At 64.4% G+C, this 20,475-nt stretch carries 23 protein-coding genes, 1 pseudogene and 1 riboswitch; of the genes and pseudogenes, 14 read left to right on the forward strand and 10 right to left on the reverse strand.

Going from position 1 to position 20,475, the window contains the following annotated elements:
- Together AOQ71_RS28355 and AOQ71_RS28360 are read left to right on the forward strand one after the other, a co-directional pair.
- The gene (locus AOQ71_RS28355; RefSeq protein WP_057753553.1) at positions 1–735 is read left to right on the forward strand and encodes a TlyA family RNA methyltransferase; all 735 of its coding nucleotides are present in this window, start codon (positions 1–3) and stop codon (positions 733–735) included.
- Positions 728–1,975, forward strand: coding sequence for a class I SAM-dependent RNA methyltransferase (locus AOQ71_RS28360; protein ID WP_057753558.1), 1,248 nt, complete (start codon positions 728–730; stop codon positions 1,973–1,975). The genes AOQ71_RS28355 and AOQ71_RS28360 overlap by 8 nt, the downstream gene beginning before the upstream one ends.
- 124 nt (positions 1,976–2,099) lie before the next feature.
- Here AOQ71_RS28360 and AOQ71_RS28365 read toward each other — a convergent pair whose 3' ends face one another.
- Positions 2,100–2,657 carry a hypothetical protein gene (locus AOQ71_RS28365; protein WP_057753865.1) on the reverse strand — a complete coding sequence of 186 codons (558 nt, stop codon included), beginning with the start codon at positions 2,655–2,657 and terminating at the stop codon, positions 2,100–2,102.
- 246 nt (positions 2,658–2,903) lie between these two features.
- Here AOQ71_RS28365 and AOQ71_RS48735 point away from each other — a divergent pair.
- On the forward strand, positions 2,904–3,546 hold a 643-nt coding region (locus AOQ71_RS48735; protein ID WP_430648658.1), incomplete at its 3' end, for a class I SAM-dependent methyltransferase.
- Position 3,547: 1 nt separating this feature from the next.
- Positions 3,548–3,955, forward strand: a pseudogene (locus AOQ71_RS48740) (SAM-dependent methyltransferase); the annotation flags it as partial.
- A gap of 70 nt (positions 3,956–4,025) precedes the next feature.
- Here AOQ71_RS48740 and AOQ71_RS28375 read toward each other — a convergent pair.
- Together AOQ71_RS28375 and AOQ71_RS28380 are read right to left on the reverse strand one after the other, a co-directional pair.
- A complete protein-coding gene (locus tag AOQ71_RS28375) occupies positions 4,026–4,661 on the reverse strand; it encodes a hypothetical protein (protein WP_057753560.1) in 636 nt (211 codons plus the stop codon).
- Between the two features lie 162 nt (positions 4,662–4,823).
- Positions 4,824–5,696 carry a DUF1194 domain-containing protein gene (locus AOQ71_RS28380; protein ID WP_057753563.1) on the reverse strand — a complete coding sequence of 291 codons (873 nt, stop codon included), beginning with the start codon at positions 5,694–5,696 and terminating at the stop codon, positions 4,824–4,826.
- 203 nt (positions 5,697–5,899) lie between these two features.
- Positions 5,900–5,978, forward strand: a riboswitch (Fluoride riboswitch).
- Positions 5,979–6,076: 98 nt separating this feature from the next.
- Between AOQ71_RS28380 and AOQ71_RS28385 the strand changes: the two genes are divergently transcribed.
- Genes AOQ71_RS28385 through clpS form a run of 5 tightly spaced genes read left to right on the forward strand, consistent with a single transcriptional unit; the run spans position 6,077 to position 8,820 of the window.
- Positions 6,077–7,285, forward strand: coding sequence for an MFS transporter (locus tag AOQ71_RS28385; protein ID WP_057753566.1), 1,209 nt, complete (start codon positions 6,077–6,079; stop codon positions 7,283–7,285).
- A 19-nt stretch (positions 7,286–7,304) separates the two neighbouring features.
- On the forward strand, positions 7,305–7,694 hold the full coding sequence (crcB, locus tag AOQ71_RS28390) for a fluoride efflux transporter CrcB (RefSeq protein ID WP_057753569.1): 390 nt from the start codon (positions 7,305–7,307) through the stop codon (positions 7,692–7,694).
- 6 nt (positions 7,695–7,700) lie between these two features.
- Entirely contained in the window at positions 7,701–8,126 is a 426-nt protein-coding gene (gene crcB / locus AOQ71_RS28395) for a fluoride efflux transporter CrcB (RefSeq protein WP_057753572.1), read from the forward strand.
- Positions 8,127–8,128: 2 nt separating this feature from the next.
- Complete coding sequence (locus AOQ71_RS28400) at positions 8,129–8,470, forward strand: DUF190 domain-containing protein (protein WP_057753575.1); 342 nt, start codon at positions 8,129–8,131, stop codon at positions 8,468–8,470.
- 44 nt (positions 8,471–8,514) lie between these two features.
- The gene (gene clpS, locus AOQ71_RS28405) at positions 8,515–8,820 is read left to right on the forward strand and encodes an ATP-dependent Clp protease adapter ClpS (RefSeq protein ID WP_057753578.1); all 306 of its coding nucleotides are present in this window, start codon (positions 8,515–8,517) and stop codon (positions 8,818–8,820) included.
- On the opposite strand, the gene AOQ71_RS28410 is transcribed toward clpS, so the two are convergent.
- The gene (locus tag AOQ71_RS28410) at positions 8,798–9,766 is read right to left on the reverse strand and encodes a LysR family transcriptional regulator (RefSeq protein WP_057753581.1); all 969 of its coding nucleotides are present in this window, start codon (positions 9,764–9,766) and stop codon (positions 8,798–8,800) included. The genes clpS and AOQ71_RS28410 overlap by 23 nt on opposite strands.
- A gap of 113 nt (positions 9,767–9,879) precedes the next feature.
- On the opposite strand from AOQ71_RS28410, the gene leuC reads away from it, so the two are divergent.
- Genes leuC through AOQ71_RS28425 form a run of 3 tightly spaced genes read left to right on the forward strand, consistent with a single transcriptional unit; the run spans position 9,880 to position 13,260 of the window.
- Positions 9,880–11,304, forward strand: coding sequence for a 3-isopropylmalate dehydratase large subunit (gene leuC / locus AOQ71_RS28415; RefSeq protein ID WP_057753583.1), 1,425 nt, complete (start codon positions 9,880–9,882; stop codon positions 11,302–11,304).
- A complete protein-coding gene (gene leuD, locus AOQ71_RS28420; RefSeq protein ID WP_057753585.1) occupies positions 11,301–11,903 on the forward strand; it encodes a 3-isopropylmalate dehydratase small subunit in 603 nt (200 codons plus the stop codon). The genes leuC and leuD overlap by 4 nt, the downstream gene beginning before the upstream one ends.
- Before the next feature lie 43 nt (positions 11,904–11,946).
- Entirely contained in the window at positions 11,947–13,260 is a 1,314-nt protein-coding gene (locus AOQ71_RS28425; protein WP_057753588.1) for a 2-hydroxycarboxylate transporter family protein, read from the forward strand.
- Positions 13,261–13,310: 50 nt separating this feature from the next.
- On the opposite strand, the gene AOQ71_RS28430 is transcribed toward AOQ71_RS28425, so the two are convergent.
- From AOQ71_RS28430 to fabI, 6 genes are all read right to left on the reverse strand, one after another.
- On the reverse strand, positions 13,311–14,501 hold the full coding sequence (locus AOQ71_RS28430) for an adenylate/guanylate cyclase domain-containing protein (RefSeq protein WP_057753591.1): 1,191 nt from the start codon (positions 14,499–14,501) through the stop codon (positions 13,311–13,313).
- Positions 14,502–14,611: 110 nt separating this feature from the next.
- Entirely contained in the window at positions 14,612–15,700 is a 1,089-nt protein-coding gene (aroC, locus tag AOQ71_RS28435) for a chorismate synthase (protein ID WP_057753594.1), read from the reverse strand.
- A gap of 33 nt (positions 15,701–15,733) precedes the next feature.
- Positions 15,734–16,021, reverse strand: coding sequence for an HU family DNA-binding protein (locus AOQ71_RS28440; RefSeq protein WP_057753867.1), 288 nt, complete (start codon positions 16,019–16,021; stop codon positions 15,734–15,736).
- Between the two features lie 561 nt (positions 16,022–16,582).
- Positions 16,583–17,119 carry a hypothetical protein gene (locus tag AOQ71_RS45455; RefSeq protein WP_157083667.1) on the reverse strand — a complete coding sequence of 179 codons (537 nt, stop codon included), beginning with the start codon at positions 17,117–17,119 and terminating at the stop codon, positions 16,583–16,585.
- A gap of 252 nt (positions 17,120–17,371) precedes the next feature.
- Positions 17,372–17,971, reverse strand: coding sequence for a histidine phosphatase family protein (locus AOQ71_RS28445; RefSeq protein WP_057753597.1), 600 nt, complete (start codon positions 17,969–17,971; stop codon positions 17,372–17,374).
- 12 nt (positions 17,972–17,983) lie between these two features.
- Positions 17,984–18,808, reverse strand: coding sequence for an enoyl-ACP reductase FabI (gene fabI / locus AOQ71_RS28450; RefSeq protein WP_057753600.1), 825 nt, complete (start codon positions 18,806–18,808; stop codon positions 17,984–17,986).
- A 172-nt stretch (positions 18,809–18,980) separates the two neighbouring features.
- Between fabI and AOQ71_RS28455 the strand changes: the two genes are divergently transcribed.
- Together AOQ71_RS28455 and AOQ71_RS28460 are read left to right on the forward strand one after the other, a co-directional pair.
- The gene (locus tag AOQ71_RS28455) at positions 18,981–19,469 is read left to right on the forward strand and encodes a sigma-70 family RNA polymerase sigma factor (RefSeq protein WP_057753870.1); all 489 of its coding nucleotides are present in this window, start codon (positions 18,981–18,983) and stop codon (positions 19,467–19,469) included.
- A gap of 105 nt (positions 19,470–19,574) precedes the next feature.
- On the forward strand, positions 19,575–20,348 hold the full coding sequence (locus tag AOQ71_RS28460; RefSeq protein WP_057753603.1) for an anti-sigma factor family protein: 774 nt from the start codon (positions 19,575–19,577) through the stop codon (positions 20,346–20,348).
- Positions 20,349–20,475: the final 127 nt, after the last annotated feature.

The raw sequence follows: 20,475 nt of genomic DNA on the forward strand, positions 1-20,475 counted from the left end.
ATGTCCCCTGCCCGCAAGCGCGCTGATGTTCTGCTGGTCGAGCGCGGCCTGTTCGAGAGCCGGGCGCGGGCGCGCGCGGCAATCGAGGCCGGGCTCGTCACGGCCAACGACAAGCAGGTCGAAAAACCGTCGGAGACGATCGCCGAGGACGCCGTGATCCAGGCCGAGCCGGCGCATCCCTACGTCTCGCGCGGCGGCGTCAAGCTCGCCGGCGCGCTGGAGCGCTACAGAATCGAGATCGAGGACCATGTTTGCCTCGACGTCGGCGCCTCCACCGGCGGTTTTACGGAGGTGCTGCTGGCGAATGGCGCGAGCCTGGTGTTCGCCGTCGATGTCGGCACCAGCCAGTTGCACACCTCGCTGCGCGGTCATCCCAAAATCGTATCGATGGAGGAGACCGACATCCGCGCCTATGAGGGCAAGCGGCTGCCGGCGCGGCCCGATGTCGTCGTCATCGACGTCAGCTTCATTTCGCTGAAGACCGTGCTTCCCGTTGCGCTGTCGCTGGCGGCCGCGCCGATGAGCCTGCTGGCGCTGATCAAGCCGCAATTCGAGGCTGACAGGAAGCACAACAAGAAAGGCATCATCCGCGACGCCGCCGTGCATCAGGAGATCTGCGACGACATCGCGGCCTTTGCCGCCTCGCTCGGCTGCACCGAGATCGAGGTGTTTCCCTCCTCGATATCAGGCGGTGACGGCAATATCGAATTCTTCCTGGGCGCGCGCCGTGGTTGAACGTGTCACGATCGATCATGTCGGCCATCGCGGCGACGGCGTTTCACTCACGACGGGCGATGCGATCTATGTGCCCTACACGCTTGGCGGCGAGAGCGTCGAGGTCGATAACGTTGCCGGCCATCATCCCGACCGTCGCAAGCTGCTGGCGGTCGATATCGCCAGCCCCGAGCGCATCGAACCGTTCTGCCCGCATTTCGGCGTCTGCGGCGGCTGCGCGATCCAGCATTGGGCAGCGGAGCCCTACCAGGCCTGGAAACGCAACATCGTGGTCGAGACGCTGGCGCAGGCCGGCATTCCTTGCGAGGTGGTCCCGCTGGTCGATGCGCATGGTGCCGGGCGAAGGCGCGTCACGCTGCACGGAAGGTTCGGCACGCATGACGTGCTCAAGGTCGGCTTTTCCGCGACGAGCTCGCACGATGTGATCCCGATCGACCGCTGTCCGATCCTCGATCCCGCGCTGGAAGGCGCGCTCGATGCCGCCTGGGCCATCGCCGAGCCGCTGACGTCGAAAATGCCGGTGACCAAACCGCTCGACATCCAGGTGACCGCCACCATCAACGGCCTCGATGTCGACGTGCGCGGCTCCGGCCCGCTGCCGACGCCGCTGGTCACCGCGCTGTCGCGCGTCGCCGAGCAGCATCGTCTGGCGCGGCTGACGCGGCATGGCGAATTGGTGCTGCAACGCCTGCCGCCAACGGTGCGGATGGGCCGCGCCGAGGTGACGCTGCCGCCGGGCTCGTTCCTGCAGGCAACCGTGGCCGGTGAAGAGACGCTTGCTTCACTCGTCGCCGAGCGCGTCGGCAAGGCGAAGGAGGTTCTCGACCTCTTCTGCGGCGTCGGTCCGTTTGCGCTCAGGCTCGCCGAGAAAGCCCGCGTCACCGCCTATGACAGCGACGCCGGCGCGATCGCCGCGCTCGCGAAGGCGGCGCGCACGCCGGGACTGAAGCCGATCAAGTCCGAGCCGCGTGACCTGTTCCGCCGTCCGCTGGTGCCACCGGAGCTGCGCGATTTCGATGCCGTGATATTCGATCCGCCGCGCCAGGGCGCACAGGCACAGGCGCTGAAACTCGCCGCGAGCAAGGTGCCCGTGGTGATCGCGGTGTCCTGCAATGTCGCGACCTTCGCCCGTGACGCGCGGCTGCTGATCGATGGCGGTTACAAGGTCGAGAATGTCGTCCCGGTCGATCAGTTCCGCCACACGCCGCATGTCGAGCTGGTGGCGAAGTTCAGCCGCTAAAGCGCGATGAGATCGGGTAGAATCGTCATCGCGCTTCAGCTCTTTATTTAAGCATCATCTCCGCGCAAACGCGTTTCGCTGATGTCGCGAGGGAAAACCGCTTCACACTTCTCCGGATCATGCTTTAGCGCCGCAGCTGGCCCAGCGCCGGCGACTCGCCCGGCAGCATGTTCGACCTGATATCGCTGTCCATGAGGCCGGAGTCGCGCTGGGTGAACCCGGCGCCGAACGACAGGCTGAGATTGGACGTCGGCTTGAATTCGACGCCCGCAAATCCGCCGTAGCCGGGACCGGCGGCGGAGGTCAGCGGTGCAACCGAGCTGCCGATGCCGTTACCGTATTTCAGCGTGTCGAAGCCGGCAAAGAAGGTCACGGGCGAGCCGCCCGCGGTCTTCATGTTGTAGCCGAACTGCGTGCTGTCGAAGGAGAGCGCGCTGAAATTGCCTGAAGATCCGGCCTGGGTGAAACCGCTCAGGCCGAGATTGCCGCTCCGGCTTCCGACGAAAAAGCCGGGACGGAAATCATAGCCATCGCTGTAGCTCTCGGTGCTGCCGCCATAGCCGAAAGCCCCGCCCGGAATCCAATACTGCACAGGCGCGACCTGGGCATGAGCAGGTCCGCCGCCAAGGCAGAGCAGCGCGAGAAGGGCAGTAAGACCACAGGTACGAGTAAAGCCGGGCATCGAGGTAACCGTCAGAATGGTGCGCAAAATATACGCCCGCCAAGGTGCGAATGCCAGTGATGCGATGCCGCTGATCACGCCATCGGGTTCCAGACCCTGACGCTTTGAACCTCCTTCGTGCCGGATTGACCCATTGAAGAGACGCGCAAGCTGAAGCCGCGGCTTTGACCGCGAAAGCCTGATGCCGTCCGATCACGCGCGATTGCGCAGACCTTTGAAAATGCCCGACATTGGATGGAGGCTGTCATGGAGGTCAATTCCGACAAGTTGAATGCCTTTATGGGTAAAATGGTCACCGAGATGGGTGCGGCGATGAACGCGTCGCTGGTCCTGCTCGGCGACAAGCTTGGGCTCTACCGGACGCTCGCCGCCAAGGGGCCAATGAGCTCGACCGAGCTCGCAAGCGCCACCGGGACGGCGGAGCGCTATGTCCGCGAATGGTTGTCGAGTCAGGCGGCGTCCGGCTACATCGAATACGATTCCGCATCGCGCAAGTTCTCGATGCTGCCGGAGCAGGCGATGGCGCTTGCCGATCAGGATAGCCCCGTGTTCCTCGGTGCCTTCCCCAATGTCGTTGCCTCGACCTTTCTCGACGAGCCGAAGATCACCGACGCATTCAAGTCCGGCAAGGGCGTCGGCTGGAACCGGCGCAGTGAGTGCCTGTTCTGCGGCACCGCCCGCTTCTTCCGCACCGGCTACATGCATCACCTGGTGCAGGAATGGCTGCCCGCGCTTGACGGCGTCGTGGACAAGCTGAAGCGCGGCGCCAAGGTCGCCGATGTCGGCTGCGGACATGGCGTCTCGACACGGCTGATGGCGGAGGCCTTTCCAAACTCCCGCTTCTATGGCTTCGACTATCACGAGGGTTCGATCGAGGCGGCGCGCAAGGNGAGGCCAGGCTCGGCGATCGCGTCAGCTTCGCGGTTCACTCGGCCAAGACCTATCCGGCCGAGGGCTACGATCTCGTCTGCTTCTTCGACTGCCTGCACGACATGGGCGATCCCGTCGGCGCCATCAGCCATGTGCGCCAGACCATGGCGAAGGACGGCACCTGCATGCTGGTCGAGCCATTCGCGGGCGACCGCCTCGAAGACAATCTCAACCCGGTCGGGCGCGTCTATTACGCGGCATCGACCATGATCTGCACACCGGCCTCGCTCGACCAGGAGGTGGGCCTCGCACTCGGCGCGCAAGCCGGCGAGGCAAGGCTACGCAAGGTCGCAGCCGAAGGCGGCTTGTCGCGCTTCCGCCGCGCCGCGGAAACGCCGTTCAACCTGATCCTGGAAGCACGGATCTGATTTTGATCGCGCTGGACGCCGCGGCCGACCATGTCAAGCTGCGGCGTCGGTGCGAAGCACCGGCGAACTGCTACGCGGTCCGGTCGACGGAGGATGACGTATCCGCCGGCGGATATTTCGTCACCGGCACCATGAAGGATTTGGTGCCGACCTGGTAGGTGATCTTGCCGTTCTGCCCGTCGTCCGTCGCGATCTGCGCCTGGCCGAACATGATGACGTTCTTGTAGACGATGCCGGTGCCCTGGCGGGTGATGCCCTCGGTGGTGACGCTGACCTGGGCTTCGTTGCCGTTGACAGAGAGCACCTTGAAGCTCGCGCTCTTGCCGATGTCGCTGGAATAGCCACCCCAGCTTCCCATCAGGCGGCTGTCGGAGGCCGGTGGCGCCTGCTTCTCGAGAGTTGCAGTCTGCTTGCCGCTGCCCCCAAAGGAGAACAGGAGCACCATGTTCTTGCCGTCCTTGGTGCCGACCGTGACCCCGCCGAAGTTGATGAGCGTGCCCTGAACTTCGCCAAAGCCGCGCTCGGTGTGGCCGTTATGGGTGTACTCGACCTGCGCTCGGTTGCCGCGGATGTTCACGACCTTGAAGCCGACAGGCTGGTTGTTGCCCGCCCAAGTGCCCTTCCAGTCGCCGATCAAGGCGCTCTGGTGGTACAGCCGCTCGTTGGCGGGCGAAATCTGGCTGGTGCTTGGCGTGACGAAGGACATGAGTATATGCGATGGACGAGTTCGACGGGCTCGCTGGCCTGCGAGCGGCGGCAGGAAGCATCAGCAACGTTCAGAAACAGTCGGATTAGGGGCACGGCGGAGTTAACGGACAGTTAAGTTCAGCCGCCGGCCGCGCGGCGACGGATGGTCTCATCGAGCACGTCAGCGGCCCCAGCGATCCGACCAGATCTTCTCGCCGATCAGGCAACTCACGCGCGGCTCCTTGTCCTTGTCCGCAACGTGCACCACCGTGGGAGTTCGGCCCGCCACCTCCATCAGCAGCTTGGTGCGGATCGCCTCCTTGAACTTCTCGCGATCCTTGATCGCGATCACGAAGGAGCCGGGTCCGCCGATCACGCAGTCCTCGTAATAGTAATCGAGATTGTCGATATCCATCGTCGAATACGACGGCTCCTTCACCATGATCGGCAGGCCGTTGATGATGATGCCCTTCTCGAGTGCGAGATCGCGCGCCACCGTGACAGGGCCGCCATTGTTGTTGGGACCATCGCCCGAGATGTCGACGACGCGGCGAAGCCCGTGATAGGGATCCTCGTCGAACAGCGGCATGGCAAATCCAATCGCGCCTGAGATCGAGGTGCGTGAGGCGCGCCGGATCGGCGTCTTCAAGATCTCGGCTGCGACCGCATCCGCCGTCTCCGGTCCGTCGATGAGGCGCCAGGGGATGATGATCTTCTGGTCGCTCGAGGCGGCCCACTCGAAATAGGTCACCGCGATCCTGCCGTTGGGGCCGGCCTTGAGCGCCTGCAGGAACTCCTTGGACTGGATCGCCTGGGCATAGCCCTCGCGCTGGATCGCGAGCTCGTCCATATCCATGGAGTAGGAGACATCGACCGCGAGGATCAGCTCGACATCAACCGACTGCGCATCGCCGTCGGCCGCCTGGCGCTGCTGTCTCGTTGGTTCGAATTTCGGCGATCCGAATTTAGAACTTGGTGCCGCGAAGCCCGCGACGTCCCCTCCGGCAAGCACGCCGGCCACCAGCACAGCCCCGATCGAGAACAGCAAGCGCATCGCAGTCTCCCGTCGTATGACGCGATGGTGACACGCAAACGCCGTGCCGCAAAGCACGAAGATCGCTTGGGCTTCACATTCAGGTTAGGATTTTCATACGCCGGCGCGAAACCGCCGCCGTGTCGCCACGCCTGCGCCGCCACGCGATCGCGCCGCGTGACCGGCCGCCCGTTTGTTCCCCCTGATTTCCATGCTAGGCTGACCCGACAGATGGGGATGGAGTCCCCCGACAACCGCCCGGCGGTCGCGCGACTGCAATGGGCTGATGACTCCTGCCGAAGGCAAGGCCATCAGCCTTTGCCTGTGGCGGGAGCATGGNNNNCCCGCCGCTGGCGGGTTTTTTTGTTGCCTGAAACGAAGACCAGGGAGACGTCCACGACGTGACGACGACCACACCGAATGCCGCCCATGCCAGGCTGCCCAGGGGGATCTGGGTGCTCGGCTTCGTCTCGATGCTGATGGATATCTCCTCCGAGATGATTCATGCGCTGCTGCCGGTCTATCTCGTCACCATGCTCGGCGCCTCCACCCTCACCGTCGGCTTCATCGAGGGCATCGCGGAGGCGACCGCCGCCATCACCAAGATCTTCTCCGGAGCCCTGTCCGACTGGCTCGGCCGTCGCAAGCTGCTCGCGGCCCTGGGCTACGGGCTGGCTGCACTGACAAAACCGTTGTTCCCGCTTGCCCCAAGCGTGGGCTGGCTGGTGGCAGCGCGCTTCATCGATCGCGTCGGCAAAGGCATTCGCGGCGCACCGCGCGATGCACTGATCGCCGATATTTCGCCGATGGGCCTGCGCGGCGCGAGCTTCGGCCTGCGGCAATCGCTCGACACGGTCGGCGCCTTCATCGGACCGCTGGTCGCAATCGGACTGATGTGGTGGACCTCAGATCATTTTGTCGCCGTGTTCTGGGTGGCGGTGCTGCCGGCGTTCCTGTCGTTCGGACTGATCGCCTTCGCAGTGACCGAGCCGGAGCCGGATGCCGGCCGGGAGCCCGCGAAGAATCCGCTCAACACCGCCGCGATGCGGCAGCTCGGACCGGTCTACTGGCGGGTCGTTGCGGTCGGCGTCATCTTCACCTTGGCGCGTTTCAGCGAGGCCTTCCTGATCCTGCGGGCGCAGAACATCGGGCTCAATGCGATGTGGGTGCCGGCGGTGCTGGTGCTGATGAACATCGTTTACGCCCTCTCCGCCTACCCGGCCGGCGCGCTGTCGGACCGGATCAACCGGACCGCCCTGCTCGGACTCGGCCTCGTCCTCCTCGCTGGCGCCGACCTTGCGCTGGCGCTGCTGCCTGATCTGGCCGGCCTTGCGCTCGGCGTCGTGCTGTGGGGCCTGCATATGGGACTGACGCAAGGCTTGCTCTCGGCCCTCGTCGCCGATACTGCACCCCCAAGCCTGCGCGGCACCGCGTTCGGCTATTTCAACCTGTTCACCGGCCTTGCGATGCTGGCCGCGAGTGTGATCGCCGGCGCGCTGTGGGATGCCTATGGGCCGGTCGGCACGTTCCTTGCCGGGCTCGGCTTCGCACTGGCCGCGCTGGTAGGACTGTTGACCGTCGGCGACGGCCTGGCCATGGAGAAGAAGTGATGACAGGGGGCTGTTCATCGTGCTGAGCGGAGTGATCGCGATCGTGGCCGGCAGCGTGCTGGGCGGCTGCGCCCGCTATTTCGTCTCCGGCGTCATCGCGCGCCGGCTGGGCGAGACCTTTCCCTGGGGCACCATGACCATCAATGTCACGGGCGCCTTCCTGATCGGCATGTTTGGCGCGCTGGCGACCCATCCCAGCTCGGCGTTCGCGACGCCCAATCCGTGGCTGTTCGCGGTCACAGGCTTCCTCGGCTGCTACACCACGGTGTCCTCGTTCAGCCTGCAAACGCTGACCCTGGCCCGCAACGGCGAGCCGGCACACGCGCTCGGCAATGTCGTATTCTCGGTCGGCCTGTGCCTTGCGGCCGTGAGCTGCGGCTTCCTCCTTGCTGACGGTTTTGGGGGATAGAGGCGAATGAAGCCTTCCTCCGCCGACCGCTGGCGTACCGCAATCCTCTATGCCTGGGTTTCCGCCGGCAGCATCGTCGGCGGGCTGACGCGCTATCTGGTCGGGCTCGCCCTCGATACCGGCCCGGGCTTTCCCTTCGCGACGTTGTTCATCAACGCCACGGGCTCGTTGATCATCGGCTTCTATGCGACGCTGACCAGCCCCGATGGGCGCATGCTGGCGCGGCCGGAGCACCGGCAGTTCGTGATGACCGGCTTCTGCGGCGGCTACACCACGTTCTCGACCTTTAGCCTGGAGACCTTTCGCCTATTCCACGGCGGCATGAAATATACCGCCATCGCCTATGTCGCGGCGTCCGTCGTCTGCTGGCTGGTGTCGGTATGGGCCGGGCATATGATGGCGAGCCGCTACAACCGCTTGACGAGGAGTTGACGATGCAAATCCCCAATCAGGCCGTTTCGCTGCGGATCTTCATCGGCGAGAGCGACCATTACGACGGCAAGCCGCTCTATGAAGCCATCGTGACAACGGCGCGCGAGCGGCATCTTGCCGGCGCCACCGTGCTGCGTGGCCCGATGGGCTTCGGCAAGTCGAGCCGGCTGCACACCTCGAAAATCCTGCGGCTCTCGGAGGATCTGCCGCTGCTGATCGAGATCGTCGACAGCGAAGACAACATCAACGCATTCCTGCCCATCCTGGATGGCATGATGTCGAGCGGCCTGATCACCTTGGAGAAGGTGCAGGTCCTGCAATATGGTGCGAAGGTCGCGAGCTGATCGCTCCGGCCCGGAACCCGAGCCCGCCGTGTCCAGGAGGCGGAATGAACGACACTGTTACGACGCCGAAAACCAGGACGAAGACCAAGGTCGAGCGGCCGAAGCTGCACAAGGTCATCCTGATCAATGACGACTACACGCCGCGTGAATTCGTCACCATGGTGCTCAAGGCCGAATTCCGCATGACCGAGGATCAGGCCTACAAGGTCATGATCACCGCGCACAAGCTGGGCGCCTGCGTCGTCGCCGTCTTCACCAAGGACGTTGCCGAAACTAAAGCCACCCGTGCCACCGACGCCGGCCGCGCCAAGGGCTATCCGCTGTTGTTCACGACCGAGCCTGAGGAATAGGGCGACGCGCGCGAGGCGCCTTGCGCGGGCTCCCTGCGGGATCCTCCTGAACATGGGTCCAGAATGCCTCTGCCGCCGGCGTCAGTCGCGACCGCGGGCGGAACACCCTGATCTCGATCGGGATCTCCCAGGCCTCGCCGCCCGCTTTCACCAGCTCGCCGGACGCGAGCTGATCCACAATCAGGCTTTGCGGAAGCCAGGCCATGCCGCGGCCGGCCTGGACCATGGTGACCAGCAGCTTTGCAAGATGCGAGGTGAATGCCGGCTTCAGCTCCGCCTTGAGCGGTGAAGTCGAGCGGACAGCCTCGAGAATCGTGCCCATGCCTGACTCGGAGCGATAGCTCAGGAATTGCACTGGCGCTGCCGCCGTTCCCGGCAGCCTGAAGCGCGGCGTCTTGCTCGACCGGGAGAGCGGTACGGATGCCGGGATCAGGCGATCATCGCCGACATGGGCCGAGCGGAATTGCGACGTCGTCAGCGCAGTGACCACGGACGGATGATGATGGCAAAGCAGGAAATGCACCTCACCCGCCAGCAGCATGCGCTCGCAGGCCTCCATGTGGTTGGCGACGAGCTGCACATTCGGCACGAAGGACAGCATCGTTTCGATTCCGCGCAGCCAGTCCGGAAAGAACGTCAGCGACAGCGCGTTGGTCGAGGCGAATTTCAGCACGTCGGATGAGCCGCGCGCGAGCTCCTGCGCCTCGAGGCGGCCGGCGGACAGGCGGCGGATGATGTCCTCGGCGGTCAGGCGGAATGCATCGCCCGCGGCGGTGAGACTGACGGCATGCGTGGTGCGCTCGAACAGCGCCGCACCCGCCCATACTTCCAGCGCCTTGATCCTGCGGCTCAGCGCCGGCTGCGAGGAATTGCGCTGCTCGGCCGCGCGCGAAAAGCTGCGCGTCGATGCCACCGCGATGAAATCGTGCAGCCAGTTGATCTCCATGGCATCCGTCCCGCTTATGCAAATCCTGCATAATCATATCATGAGGTGACATTGGATTTCCAGAAGGCTGGCCGCCACCCTCCTGGGAAAGTCAAATATCCATTGGAGGCCTGATGTCAGGGCGTACGCTGTACGACAAGCTGATCGACGCGCATGTGGTCCGCCGCCTCGACGATGACGGACTGGTGCTGCTCTATGTCGATCGCACCGTGCTCAACGAATACACCAGCCCGCAGGCGTTCGCGGGCCTGCGCGCCGCCGGGCGCAAGGTGTGGAATCCGTCCGCGGCGCTGATGGTGGTCGACCACGTCAATCCGACCGCGGCCCGCCGCACCCGGCAGATGCCGGATGCCGACGCTGCGCGGCAGGTCGACTATTTCGCCGACAACGCCCGCGATTTCGGCATCGAATATTTGGACATTCTCGATCCGCGCCAGGGCATCGAGCATGTCGTCGCCCCCGAACAGGGCCTCGTCATGCCCGGCATGGTGATCGCCGCCGGCGACAGCCACACGACCGCCTACGGTGCGTTCGGCGCGCTCGGCTACGGCATTGGCACCTCCGACATCGAGCATTATCTGGCGACCTCGACCGTGCGATATCGCCGCCTGAAGACGATGCGCATCGTCGTGACCGGGCGTCCGGCGCTTGGCGTCACGTCAAAGGACATCGTCATGGAGATCATCCGGCGCATCGGCGCCGATGGAGCCAGCGGCTATGCGGTGGAGTTCGCCGGCCCTGCGGTGAGCGAGATGAGTGTCGAGGGACGCATCGTGATGTCGATCATGATCGTCGAGGCCGGCGCCCGCGGCGTCGTCATCGCTCCCGATCATAAGGTGCTCGATTATCTCAAGGGACGTCCGCGCGCGCCGAAGGGCGAGATGTGGGACCGCGCCGCCAAGGCGTGGCTGCAGCTGCGCTCCGATACCGATGCCCATTTCGACCGTGAGATGACGATCGATGCCGGCGATGTCGCGCCGCTGGTAACGTGGGGCACCAGCCCGGACCAGGCGATCGCTGTGACCGACAGCGTGCCCGATCCCGAGAGCAACGCGGCCGCCGACAGCAAGACGGCGGCGACACGCGCCCTCGCCTATATGGGCCTGACGCCGGGAACACCGATCCAGTCGGTGCCGATCGACCTTGCCTTCATCGGCTCGTGCACCAACTCACGCATCGAAGACCTGCGCGATGCGGCGCGCGTCTTCAGAGGCCGCCAAGTCGCATCAGGCGTGCGCGCCATCGTCGTCCCCGGATCGACGCAGGTCCGCGCCCAGGCCGAAGCGGAGGGGATCGCGCGGATCCTGATCGATGCGGGCGTGGAGTGGCGGCAATCGGGCTGCTCGATGTGCCTTGCGATGAACGACGACATTCTTGCACCGGGCCAGCGCTCGGCCTCCTCGACCAACCGTAATTTCGAGGGCCGCCAGGGGCCCGGCGCGCGCACGCATCTGATGAGTCCCGCGATGGTCGCTGCCGCCGCAGTCACCGGCCGCATCACCGATGTGCGCGAGCTGATCGAAGGAGATCTGCCATGACGCCGTTCCATTCCGTCTCCGGCGTCGCCGCACCGATGATGACGCCCAATATCGACACCGACGTGATCATGCCAAAGATGTTCCTGAAAGGCGTCGATCGCAGCGGGCTCGGTGAAGGCGCCTTCAACCTGCTGCGCTTCCGCGCGGGCGGGCCCAATCCCGACTTCGTGCTGAACAGACACGGCTATCGCGATGCCTGCTTTCTCGTGGTCGGCGAGAATTTCGGCTGCGGGTCGAGCCGCGAGCACGCGGTCTGGGGGCTTCAGCAGCTTGGCATCCGCGCCCTGATCGGCACGAGTTTCGCCGGGATCTTCGGCGATAATTGCGCCAATAACGGCCTGCTGACGATCAGCCTCGACGCCGCGACCGTCGGTACCCTCGCCGGCATCGTCGCGAGCCCCGCGAGCAACCGACTCACCATCGACCTCGAGCCGCAGACCATCCGTATCGATGGCGGCAGCACCATCCCATTCCCGATCGAGCCGGCCCGGAAAGAGGCGTTCCTGACGGGGCGCGACGCCATCAGCTCGACGCTCGTCCTTGCCGACGACATCCGCGCCTTCGAGGCGCGACACCGGGCGGACAATCCCTGGTTCTGAGCGCGCGTCCACAAACAAGAATGAAACGACAAGGGAGGCTTTCTTGACCGACACCACCGTGAAGCTGGCGGAGACGACGCCACCATCGGCGCTCGCGGCGCTGAAAATCGGCCCGCTGCCGATCACGGTCTATGTTCCCGCAGCGCTCGTCTGCGCGGCGGCGGTCTATTCCGGCAAGCTGCCGAACGACGTGATCGGCGGCCTCTCGGTGCTGATGCTGCTCGGCTTCCTGCTCGGCAAGCTCGGCCAGACCATCCCGCTTCTGAAGCGGATCGGCGGCACGGCGATCATGTGCCTGTTCGTGCCGGCGGCGCTGGTCGCCTACGGCCTGATGCCGGAAACGGCGCTGAAGGCGATCGCGACGACGTTCCGCACCGCCAACTTCCAGTATTTCTTCATCGCCTGCCTCGTCGCCGGCTCGATCCTCGGCATGCCGCACCGCGTGCTGGTGCAGGGCTTCTTGCGCATGTTCGTACCGCTTCTGGTCGGCACGCTCGGCGCGATCGCGATCGGCATCGCTGTCGGCCTGCTGTTCGGCCACAGCCCCAAGGAGACGTTCTTCTTCGTCATCATCCCGATCATCGGCGGCGGCCTTGCGGAAGGCGTGCTGCCGCTGTCCATTGCCTATTCCGAGATGCTGCACCGGCCGCAAGCAGAGCTGGTGGCGCAGATGGTGCCGGCAGCGCTGCTCGGCAATGTCGTCGCCATCGTCGCGGCCGGGCTGCTCGCGCGGCTCGCCGAGAAGCGGCGCGATCTCAATGGCCAGGGCATGCTGGTGAAGACAGGCGATGACGACATCCTCGGCCCGGCGCGATCCGATCATCCGATCGATCTCGGCCTGTTAGGTGCCGGCATCGTGCTGTCCTGTGGGCTGTTCGTGCTCGGCATGGTGCTCGCGCCCACGACCGGCATTCCCGGTCCGATCCTGATGATCATCACCGCTGTTACGCTGAAGCTGACGAAGCTGCTTCCAGCAGAGATGGAGCTCGGCGCCTACCAGATCAACAAGTTCATGTCGACCAACCTCACCTTCGCCATCCTGGTGGCGATGGGAACGCTGCTGGTGTCATGGCAGCAGCTGGTGGCGTCGTTCAATCCCGGCTACATCGCGATCTGCACCGCGACGGTGCTGGCGATGGTCGCCTCCGGCTTCTTCGTCGGCCAATGGCTGAACATGTATCCGGTCGAGGCGGCGATCGTGACCGCATGTCATTCCGGCCTCGGCGGCACCGGCGACGTCGCCATTCTCGGCGCCGCGGATCGCATGGGCCTGATGGCCTTCGCCCAGATCGCCACCCGCGTCGGCGGCGCCATCATGATCGTGATCGCGACGCTCGCGATGAAGATCGCTTTTTAAGACGCGCTATCGCGGCGGCAGGTGGTCCAAAACATCGTCAGCCGCCGCCTTCACGCCATCACCACCGGCGTTTCCTCGGCGAGCCCGTACACGCGCTGCGCCTTGGAGAACCCTGCGATCGGGAACTCGCCGAGATTGCGCCAATCGTGCTGGCAGGCCTTGGCAAAGGCCTCGGACGCCACGACGGTCCGCCCGAGGCGGCCGGCGATCTTCTCCAGCCGCGCCGCCAGGTTGATGGCCGGGCCGATGCAGGTGAAGTCGAGGCGGTTGCCGCCGCCGATATTGCCATAGAGGATGTTGCCGACATGCAGCGCGACGCCGAAGCGGAAGCGCTCGACGACATCACCGACCGGATGGGCCAACGCCTCGACGCTGGCGCGGGCTTCGCGCGCCGCTTCCAGCACGCGCGAACAGACATGCGCGGCGTCACCGACATATTCGTCGATCGGGAACACCGCGAGCAGGCCATCGCCCATGAATTTCAACACCTCGCCGCCGTGCCCCCGGATGGCGGTGACCTGGCAGTCGAAATAGCGGTTGAGGATATCGACCACCGTCTCGGCCGGCAGCCGGTCCGACAGCGCGGTAAAGCCGCGCAGGTCCGACAGCCAGATCGCGGCCTGCATGGTGTCGTTGTGACCGCGGCGGATCTGGCCGGCGAGGATCCGCTCGCCGGCGCGATTGCCCACATAGGTGTCGAGCAGGGTCGCAGCGGTGCGGCGCAAGGTGACGATCTCGCTGACGCGCGCGAGCGGCGCCACGATGGAGCGGATCGTCGCGATGTCCTCATCGCTGAAGCCACCGGGATGTCGCGTGCTCCAGCTGATGGCATGGATCGAGCCGTCGAGAAACCGCATCGGCGTCGCGATGTAGTCGGTGACACCCTCGGCACGCATGTCGTCCAGGAACGGAAAGCGCTTGCTGTCGGGGTCGTCCATGCGGCCCCTCACCTCCAGGCCTTCCTCGAACACGATGCGCAGCGGGCTTCGCGCGAATTCGGGTGTGGCAAGAATCTCGAAATCGACGGTGCCGATCTCGACGTCCTCGCCCTGCCGCCAGATGAAGTTGCGGCCGAATATCTCGGGATGCAGCGTGCGGATGAAGACGCCGAACCGCCACAACGGCAGGCCGGCCGCAACCAGCTGCTCGCAGGCGTCCGAGATCATCTCGGCCGACCCGCGCGACGATCTAGCACCGCCGATCAGCCAATTGATGATGCGCTGGAGCTCGGAGTTTTCCATGCCGCATTAGCCGACGAAGTTGTGGAATCGTCAAGCTGCGCGGTGGGCTGGTACCGCGGCATGACGCGTCATCGGCAGTACTGCACGCCTCCCCGACAAGGTGAAGAAACTCAGCGCCCGACCTGCCCGCGGTCGCGCAGGAAGTGGTCGGCCAGCACGCAGGCCATCATCGCTTCGCCGACAGGGACGGCTCGGATGCCGACGCAGGGGTCGTGGCGGCCCTTTGTCATGATCTCGGTGTCGGCGCCTCGGCGATCGACGGTGAGGCGCGGTTGCAGGATCGATGATGTCGGCTTCACCGCAAAGCGCACCACGATCGGCTGCCCGGTGGAGATGCCGCCCAGAATGCCGCCGGCGTGGTTGGACAGGAAACGCGTGCCGTCATTGCCGGTGCGCATCTCGTCGGCGTTCTCTTCGCCGGTGAGCTCGGCGGCGCCAAAGCCGGCGCCGATCTCGACACCCTTCACCGCGTTGATGGTCATCATCGCGCCGGCGAGATCGGAATCCAGCTTGGCGTAGATCGGCGCGCCCAGGCCGGCCGGCACGCCCTCGGCGACGATCTCGAGCACGGCGCCGATCGAGGAGCCGCTCTTGCGGATGCCGTCGAGATAGGTCTCGAAGAACGCAGCCTTGTCCTTGTCGGGACAGAAGAACGGATTTCTGGCGATCTCGTCCCAGTCCCACTTGGCGCGATCGATCTTGTGCGGCCCCATCTGCACCAGCGCGCCGCGCACCTTCACATCGGGCAGCACCTTTCGCGCGATCGCACCGGCGGCGACGCGCATCGCGGTCTCGCGCGCCGAGGAGCGGCCGCCGCCGCGATAGTCGCGCAGGCCGTACTTCGCCTCATAGGTGAAGTCGGCATGGCCGGGGCGAAACTTGTCCTTGATCTCGGAATAGTCCTTGGAGCGCTGGTCGGTGTTCTCGATCAGCAGCCCGATCGGGGTGCCCGTCGTCACCTGCACGCCGGTTTCCGGATGCGCCATCACGCCGGACAGGATCTTGACCTGGTCCGGCTCCTGGCGCTGGGTAGTGAAGCGCGACTGGCCCGGCTTGCGTCGATCGAGGTCCCGCTGGATGTCGGCCTCGGTCAGCGGGATCATCGGCGGGCAGCCGTCAACCACGCAGCCGATCGCCACCCCATGGCTCTCGCCAAAGGTGGTGACGCGGAACATGTGGCCGAAGGTGTTGAAGGACATCCGTATCTCACTAATTCCGGAAAGGCTCGAGCGCTACGCCGAATCTCTCGTAGCCTTGACTGGGCGGGCGCGAACGATCTTCCGGGCCGGCTTCGCCTTGAACATCATTTCTTCACCCGTGAACGGGTTGGTGCCCTTGCGCGCCTTGGTCGCGGGCTTCTTGATGACCACGAACTTGGCGAAGCCTGGCACCAGGAACAGGCCGTTCTTCTTAAGCTCCTTGTGGCCGACGTCGGTCAGCGTCTCCATGACGCTCTTGACGTCGCGCTTGGAAAGCTCGGTGGCGTTCGCAATCGTCTTGATTAACGCCGATTTAGACATCCCCAGCTGCGCATGATGCAAGGGGACAGCCTGATCGCCGATCTTCCGATCTCTCGCTGCGAGGCCCCTATCTTTCTGAACGTATAATCCGCCCACAACGGCAGGAGATTTGTCTTGCGTCAGACGGTGCGTCGGCGCGGATTCACTTTCCCCGAGCTTTCGCGTTGCCGATCGTACAATCGACAAGCTTGTCTTGCCTGCGGCAGCAGGCTCATTTTCAGACGAGTCATCGAGCGCATCGTTCAACGCAGCGAATACCCGGGGACTAATGCGATCCTTGAAGGCGGCCCTAAAATCGGATGGCTTCACCTTCTCCCAAACGGTCGCCGCCTTGAGTTGCAATGCGATCCGGATGACATCATCAAGCTCAACTTCGCGAGGATTTCTGAGATCGGCCAGATACTCTGCGAAGGTCGCAAGGAGGGATGCAAGCGTTTCGTTCCGATTCGCGCTTTCTCTGATCGCCTCTATGTCACTTGGTCGCAAGCGCTGAAGCCTCTCAAGCGATACCGGCGTTGCAGTTTTCACGTTCTATTCCTCGCCATTGTCGGGACGAACACTTCATGCAGCTCGATGCCGTATCTGGCAAACTCCTTTTGCGGCATTGGCCAAGTGATCGGGAGTGCGGCCGGGCCGGGTGCCGTATCGGCCGGAAGCATTTGTGATGCACCATGCCGCAGTTGGTTTACGACCAAGATCGAACAGAATCTCTCCACCAATTCTTCCGGGCCCGGCCTCGATAAGGGACGGGTGACCCAGCTTTTGCATGCCTTTCGCAGTTCGGAAATTGCGCGCTCGTGGGAAGATATATTCGCGCGTCGTCGTGTTCACGACTTCCTCGATCGAAAACCAAAGCTTGCCTACACTATCTACGACCCAAAGGATCGGCAATTCGGAGTAAACATAGCGCGTAACACCAAGGCCTTTCTCGGTCACCGCCATCATTTGCTTCAACAGCCGGGCCGTATCGCGGGAAAGTCGGTGCAAACTCTGGGGCCGAAGTTCAGTTTCCAGCGAGTCAATTCTGTCGGGAGCCAGTGCTTCTCCGAAAACCCGATCCAGGGTTGCAGCCTTTTTGGCGCCTGCACGTCTGGGCATCAATCCTTCCATGGCGGCTTAGCACGGCTGTTTCTGTCAGCTCGCGGCATGGAACCAGTCAATACACGCTCCTTTCCGCTTCATCGACAAGAAAAAGTAACCTCCACAACCGATACGCGAATATCCACCCGAGCCACGGGGATCACGAAGCCGCCGGCCGCCTTGTCCACAGAGCTAAGGATTCCCGGCCATGGGATCAACCCATTGACTATAATGTATTTTCTGAACCGTTGCTGAGGTAATGATCTAGAGCTAACTAAACTTCTCCAGCCGGCCGTCGCGGAACACGTAGACGGCGCCCTGCTCGATATAGAGATCGGCGGCGCTGGCCGGCGTTTCCAGGCCGAGCGAGACCATCAGGGCCCGGCAGGTGCCGCCATGGGCGACCGCGACCGTGTCGGTCTGCAGCGCATCATACCAGGCACGGACGCGGACCTGCACGTCGGCATAGGTCTCGGCGCCCGCAGGCGCCACGGTCCATTTGTCGGCGAGGCGCCTGGCATAGATCTCGGGGTCTCTCGCCTCGCTTTCGGCCAGCGTCAGCCCTTCCCAGACGCCGTAACCGATCTCGCGCAGCCGATCGTCCAGCGCATAATCCGCCACCGGCAATTCGAGCCTGCCGCGCGCGAGCTCCATGGTCTGGCGGGCGCGGCCGAGCGGGCTCGACACATAGGGCAGATCAGCCTTGTCGCGGCCGTCGCGCCTGAAGAGATCGGCGAGGATCAGGCCCGCCTGCAACGCCTGGTCGCGGCCGCGCGCATTCAGCGGAATGTCCCTGGTGCCCTGAAGCCTGCCGAGCGCATTCCACTCGGTCTCGCCATGGCGAAGATAGTAGATCGTGGGCACGGGCATTGCGGGCGGTGATCAGTCCTTCGACGTATCCGCGGCTTCAGGCCGCATCATGCCCAGCACGTTGTAGCCGGAATCGACATGATGCACCTCGCCGGTGACGCCGCGCGACATGTCCGAGAGGAAATACACCGCGCTGTCGCCGACCTCCTCGATCGTGACGTTGCGCCGTAGCGGTGCGTTGATCTCGTTGTATTTCAGCAGCAGGCGCGAATCGGCGATGCCGGCGAAGGCCAGCGTCTTGATCGGCCCTGCCGAGATCGCATTGACGCGGATCGCCTTCACGCCGAGATCGGCGGCCAGATAGCGCACGCTCGCCTCCAGCGCCGCCTTGGCGACGCCCATGACGTTGTAATTCGGCATCCATTTCTCGGAGCCGTAATAGCTCAGCGTGATGATCGAGCCGCCGTCGGTCATCAGCTTCTCGGCGCGCTGCGCGATGGCGGTCAGCGAGTAGCAGGAGATCAGCATCGACTTGGAGAAATTGTCCGCGGTGGTGTCGACATAGCGGCCCTCGAGCTCGTCCTTGTCGGCAAACGCGATGGCGTGCACGACGAAGTCGATCTTGCCCCACTTCTCCTTCAGCACATCGAACACCGCGTCGATGGTCGCAGCATCGGTGACGTCGCAATGGCCAAGCATGAGCGCGCCAAGCTCGACGGCGAGCGGCTCGACCCGCTTCTTCAGCGCATCGCCCTGGTAAGTGAGCGCGATCTCGGCGCCGGCTGCCTGGCATGCCTTGGCGATGCCCCAGGCGATCGAGCGGTTGTTGGCAACCCCGAGGATGACCCCGCGCTTGCCTTGCATCAATCCTTGCATCAGACCTGAATTCTGCGCCATTTCTTCACGTCCCGTCGAACTGGATCAAGGTCTGGAGGTACACCAGCCCTCCCCTGTGGTACAGTCCTAATCCGCGGCGTTAACGCTGTTTCCGGCGCCGGAATAGCCGTTCCATTCGGGTGTTATGATTGCTGGAGGCGCTCGCGCCGAACGGCAGGACAGCAAGGACGGCATGAGTGCGTTTCGCCAGAATGTAGAAGCCATGATCCCGGCGTTGCGCCGCTACGCCCGCGCGCTGACGCGCGATGCGGATGCGGCCGACGATCTGGTGCAGGACACGCTGGTGCGTGCGCTGCGCTCGGAGCGATTGTTTCTGGGAGGCGACGTCAGGAGCTGGCTCTACACGATCCTGACCAACCTCAACAAGAACCGGCGGCGCTCGCTGGCAAGGCGGCCGCAATTCATGCAGCTGACGGAAAACAATCCGGATGCCAGCGGAACGGAGGCCGAAGGACGCGACATCGAGCGAGCCCTTTCGACATTGGTCGAGGAGCAACGCTCGGTGCTGCTGCTGGTGATGCTGGAGGGCATGAGCTATCGCGAGGTCGCGGACATCCAGGGCGTGCCGATCGGCACCGTGATGTCGCGCCTGGCACGCGCCCGCGCCCACGTCAAAGCGTCGCTGGAGGGTGAGCGCCCGGCGCTCAGGCGGGTGAAATGATGGCAGGATTGATGCATCGCGGATGCTGCGTCCCTGCATGACGAGAGAAACGGCGCAGTTGAACCACGTCAGATATTTTGGGCCGCAGAGCCAGAGACGACCGATATGAACGAGCACAATATTCCAGTGACCGAAGACGAATTGCACGCCTTTGTCGATGGCGAGTTGCCGCCCGAGCGCCGCGCCGACGTCGAAGCCTGGCTTGCCGCCCACCCCGAGGATGCCGAGCGGGTACAGTCCTGGCGGACCATGGCCGAGATGCTGCACGCCCGCTACGACGGCGTCGCCCAGGAGCCGGTGCCGGCCCGGCTGGAGCTCGAGCGGCTGGAGCGCCGTCCGCGGCAATGGCTCTATGGCGCCATCGCGGCCACGCTGGTTGCCTTTGTCGCCGGCGGCACGGCCGGCTGGGTCGCGCATGGCGCCGCGAATGCGCCCTCGACCTTCCAGGCCTTCACGGCGGATGCGCTCGACGCCCACCGCCTCTATGTCGTCGAGGTGCGCCACCCCGTCGAGGTCGGTGGCAATGAACGCGACCACCTCCAGGCCTGGCTGACCCGGCGCTGTGGCTGGACCGTGTTCGCGCCCAATCTGGAGGCGAGCGGGCTGAAGCTGGTCGGCGGACGGTTGCTGCCGGGGCCGAATGGGCCGGCGTCCTTCCTGATGTATGAGGGCGCCTCGGGCGAGCGCTACACGATCTACACTGCCAAGACCGAGACCGGCGCAACGCAGATGCGCTATGCCAGGACGGACAAGGACGGGGCGCTGTTCTGGGCCGAGCGCGGCGTCGGTTACGTCGTCAGCGGCGGCGGCGCCGACCGCGATCGCCTGACCAAGGTGGCGCAGGCCGTGTACGACCAAGCCGAGAAGAACGGCGGCTAAACAACCGAGCAAACGCCGTGCCCAGATTCCGTCATTGAAAATTTGGAATCAGGACATGGGCGCGTCTCATTATCGCACCGGATGTTCACGCGAAAATGTGCAGCGTTCGATCCGCCGATCGACGCGG

The sequence above is a fragment of the Bradyrhizobium manausense genome (assembly GCF_001440035.1).
Lineage (GTDB): Bacteria > Pseudomonadota > Alphaproteobacteria > Rhizobiales > Xanthobacteraceae > Bradyrhizobium > Bradyrhizobium manausense.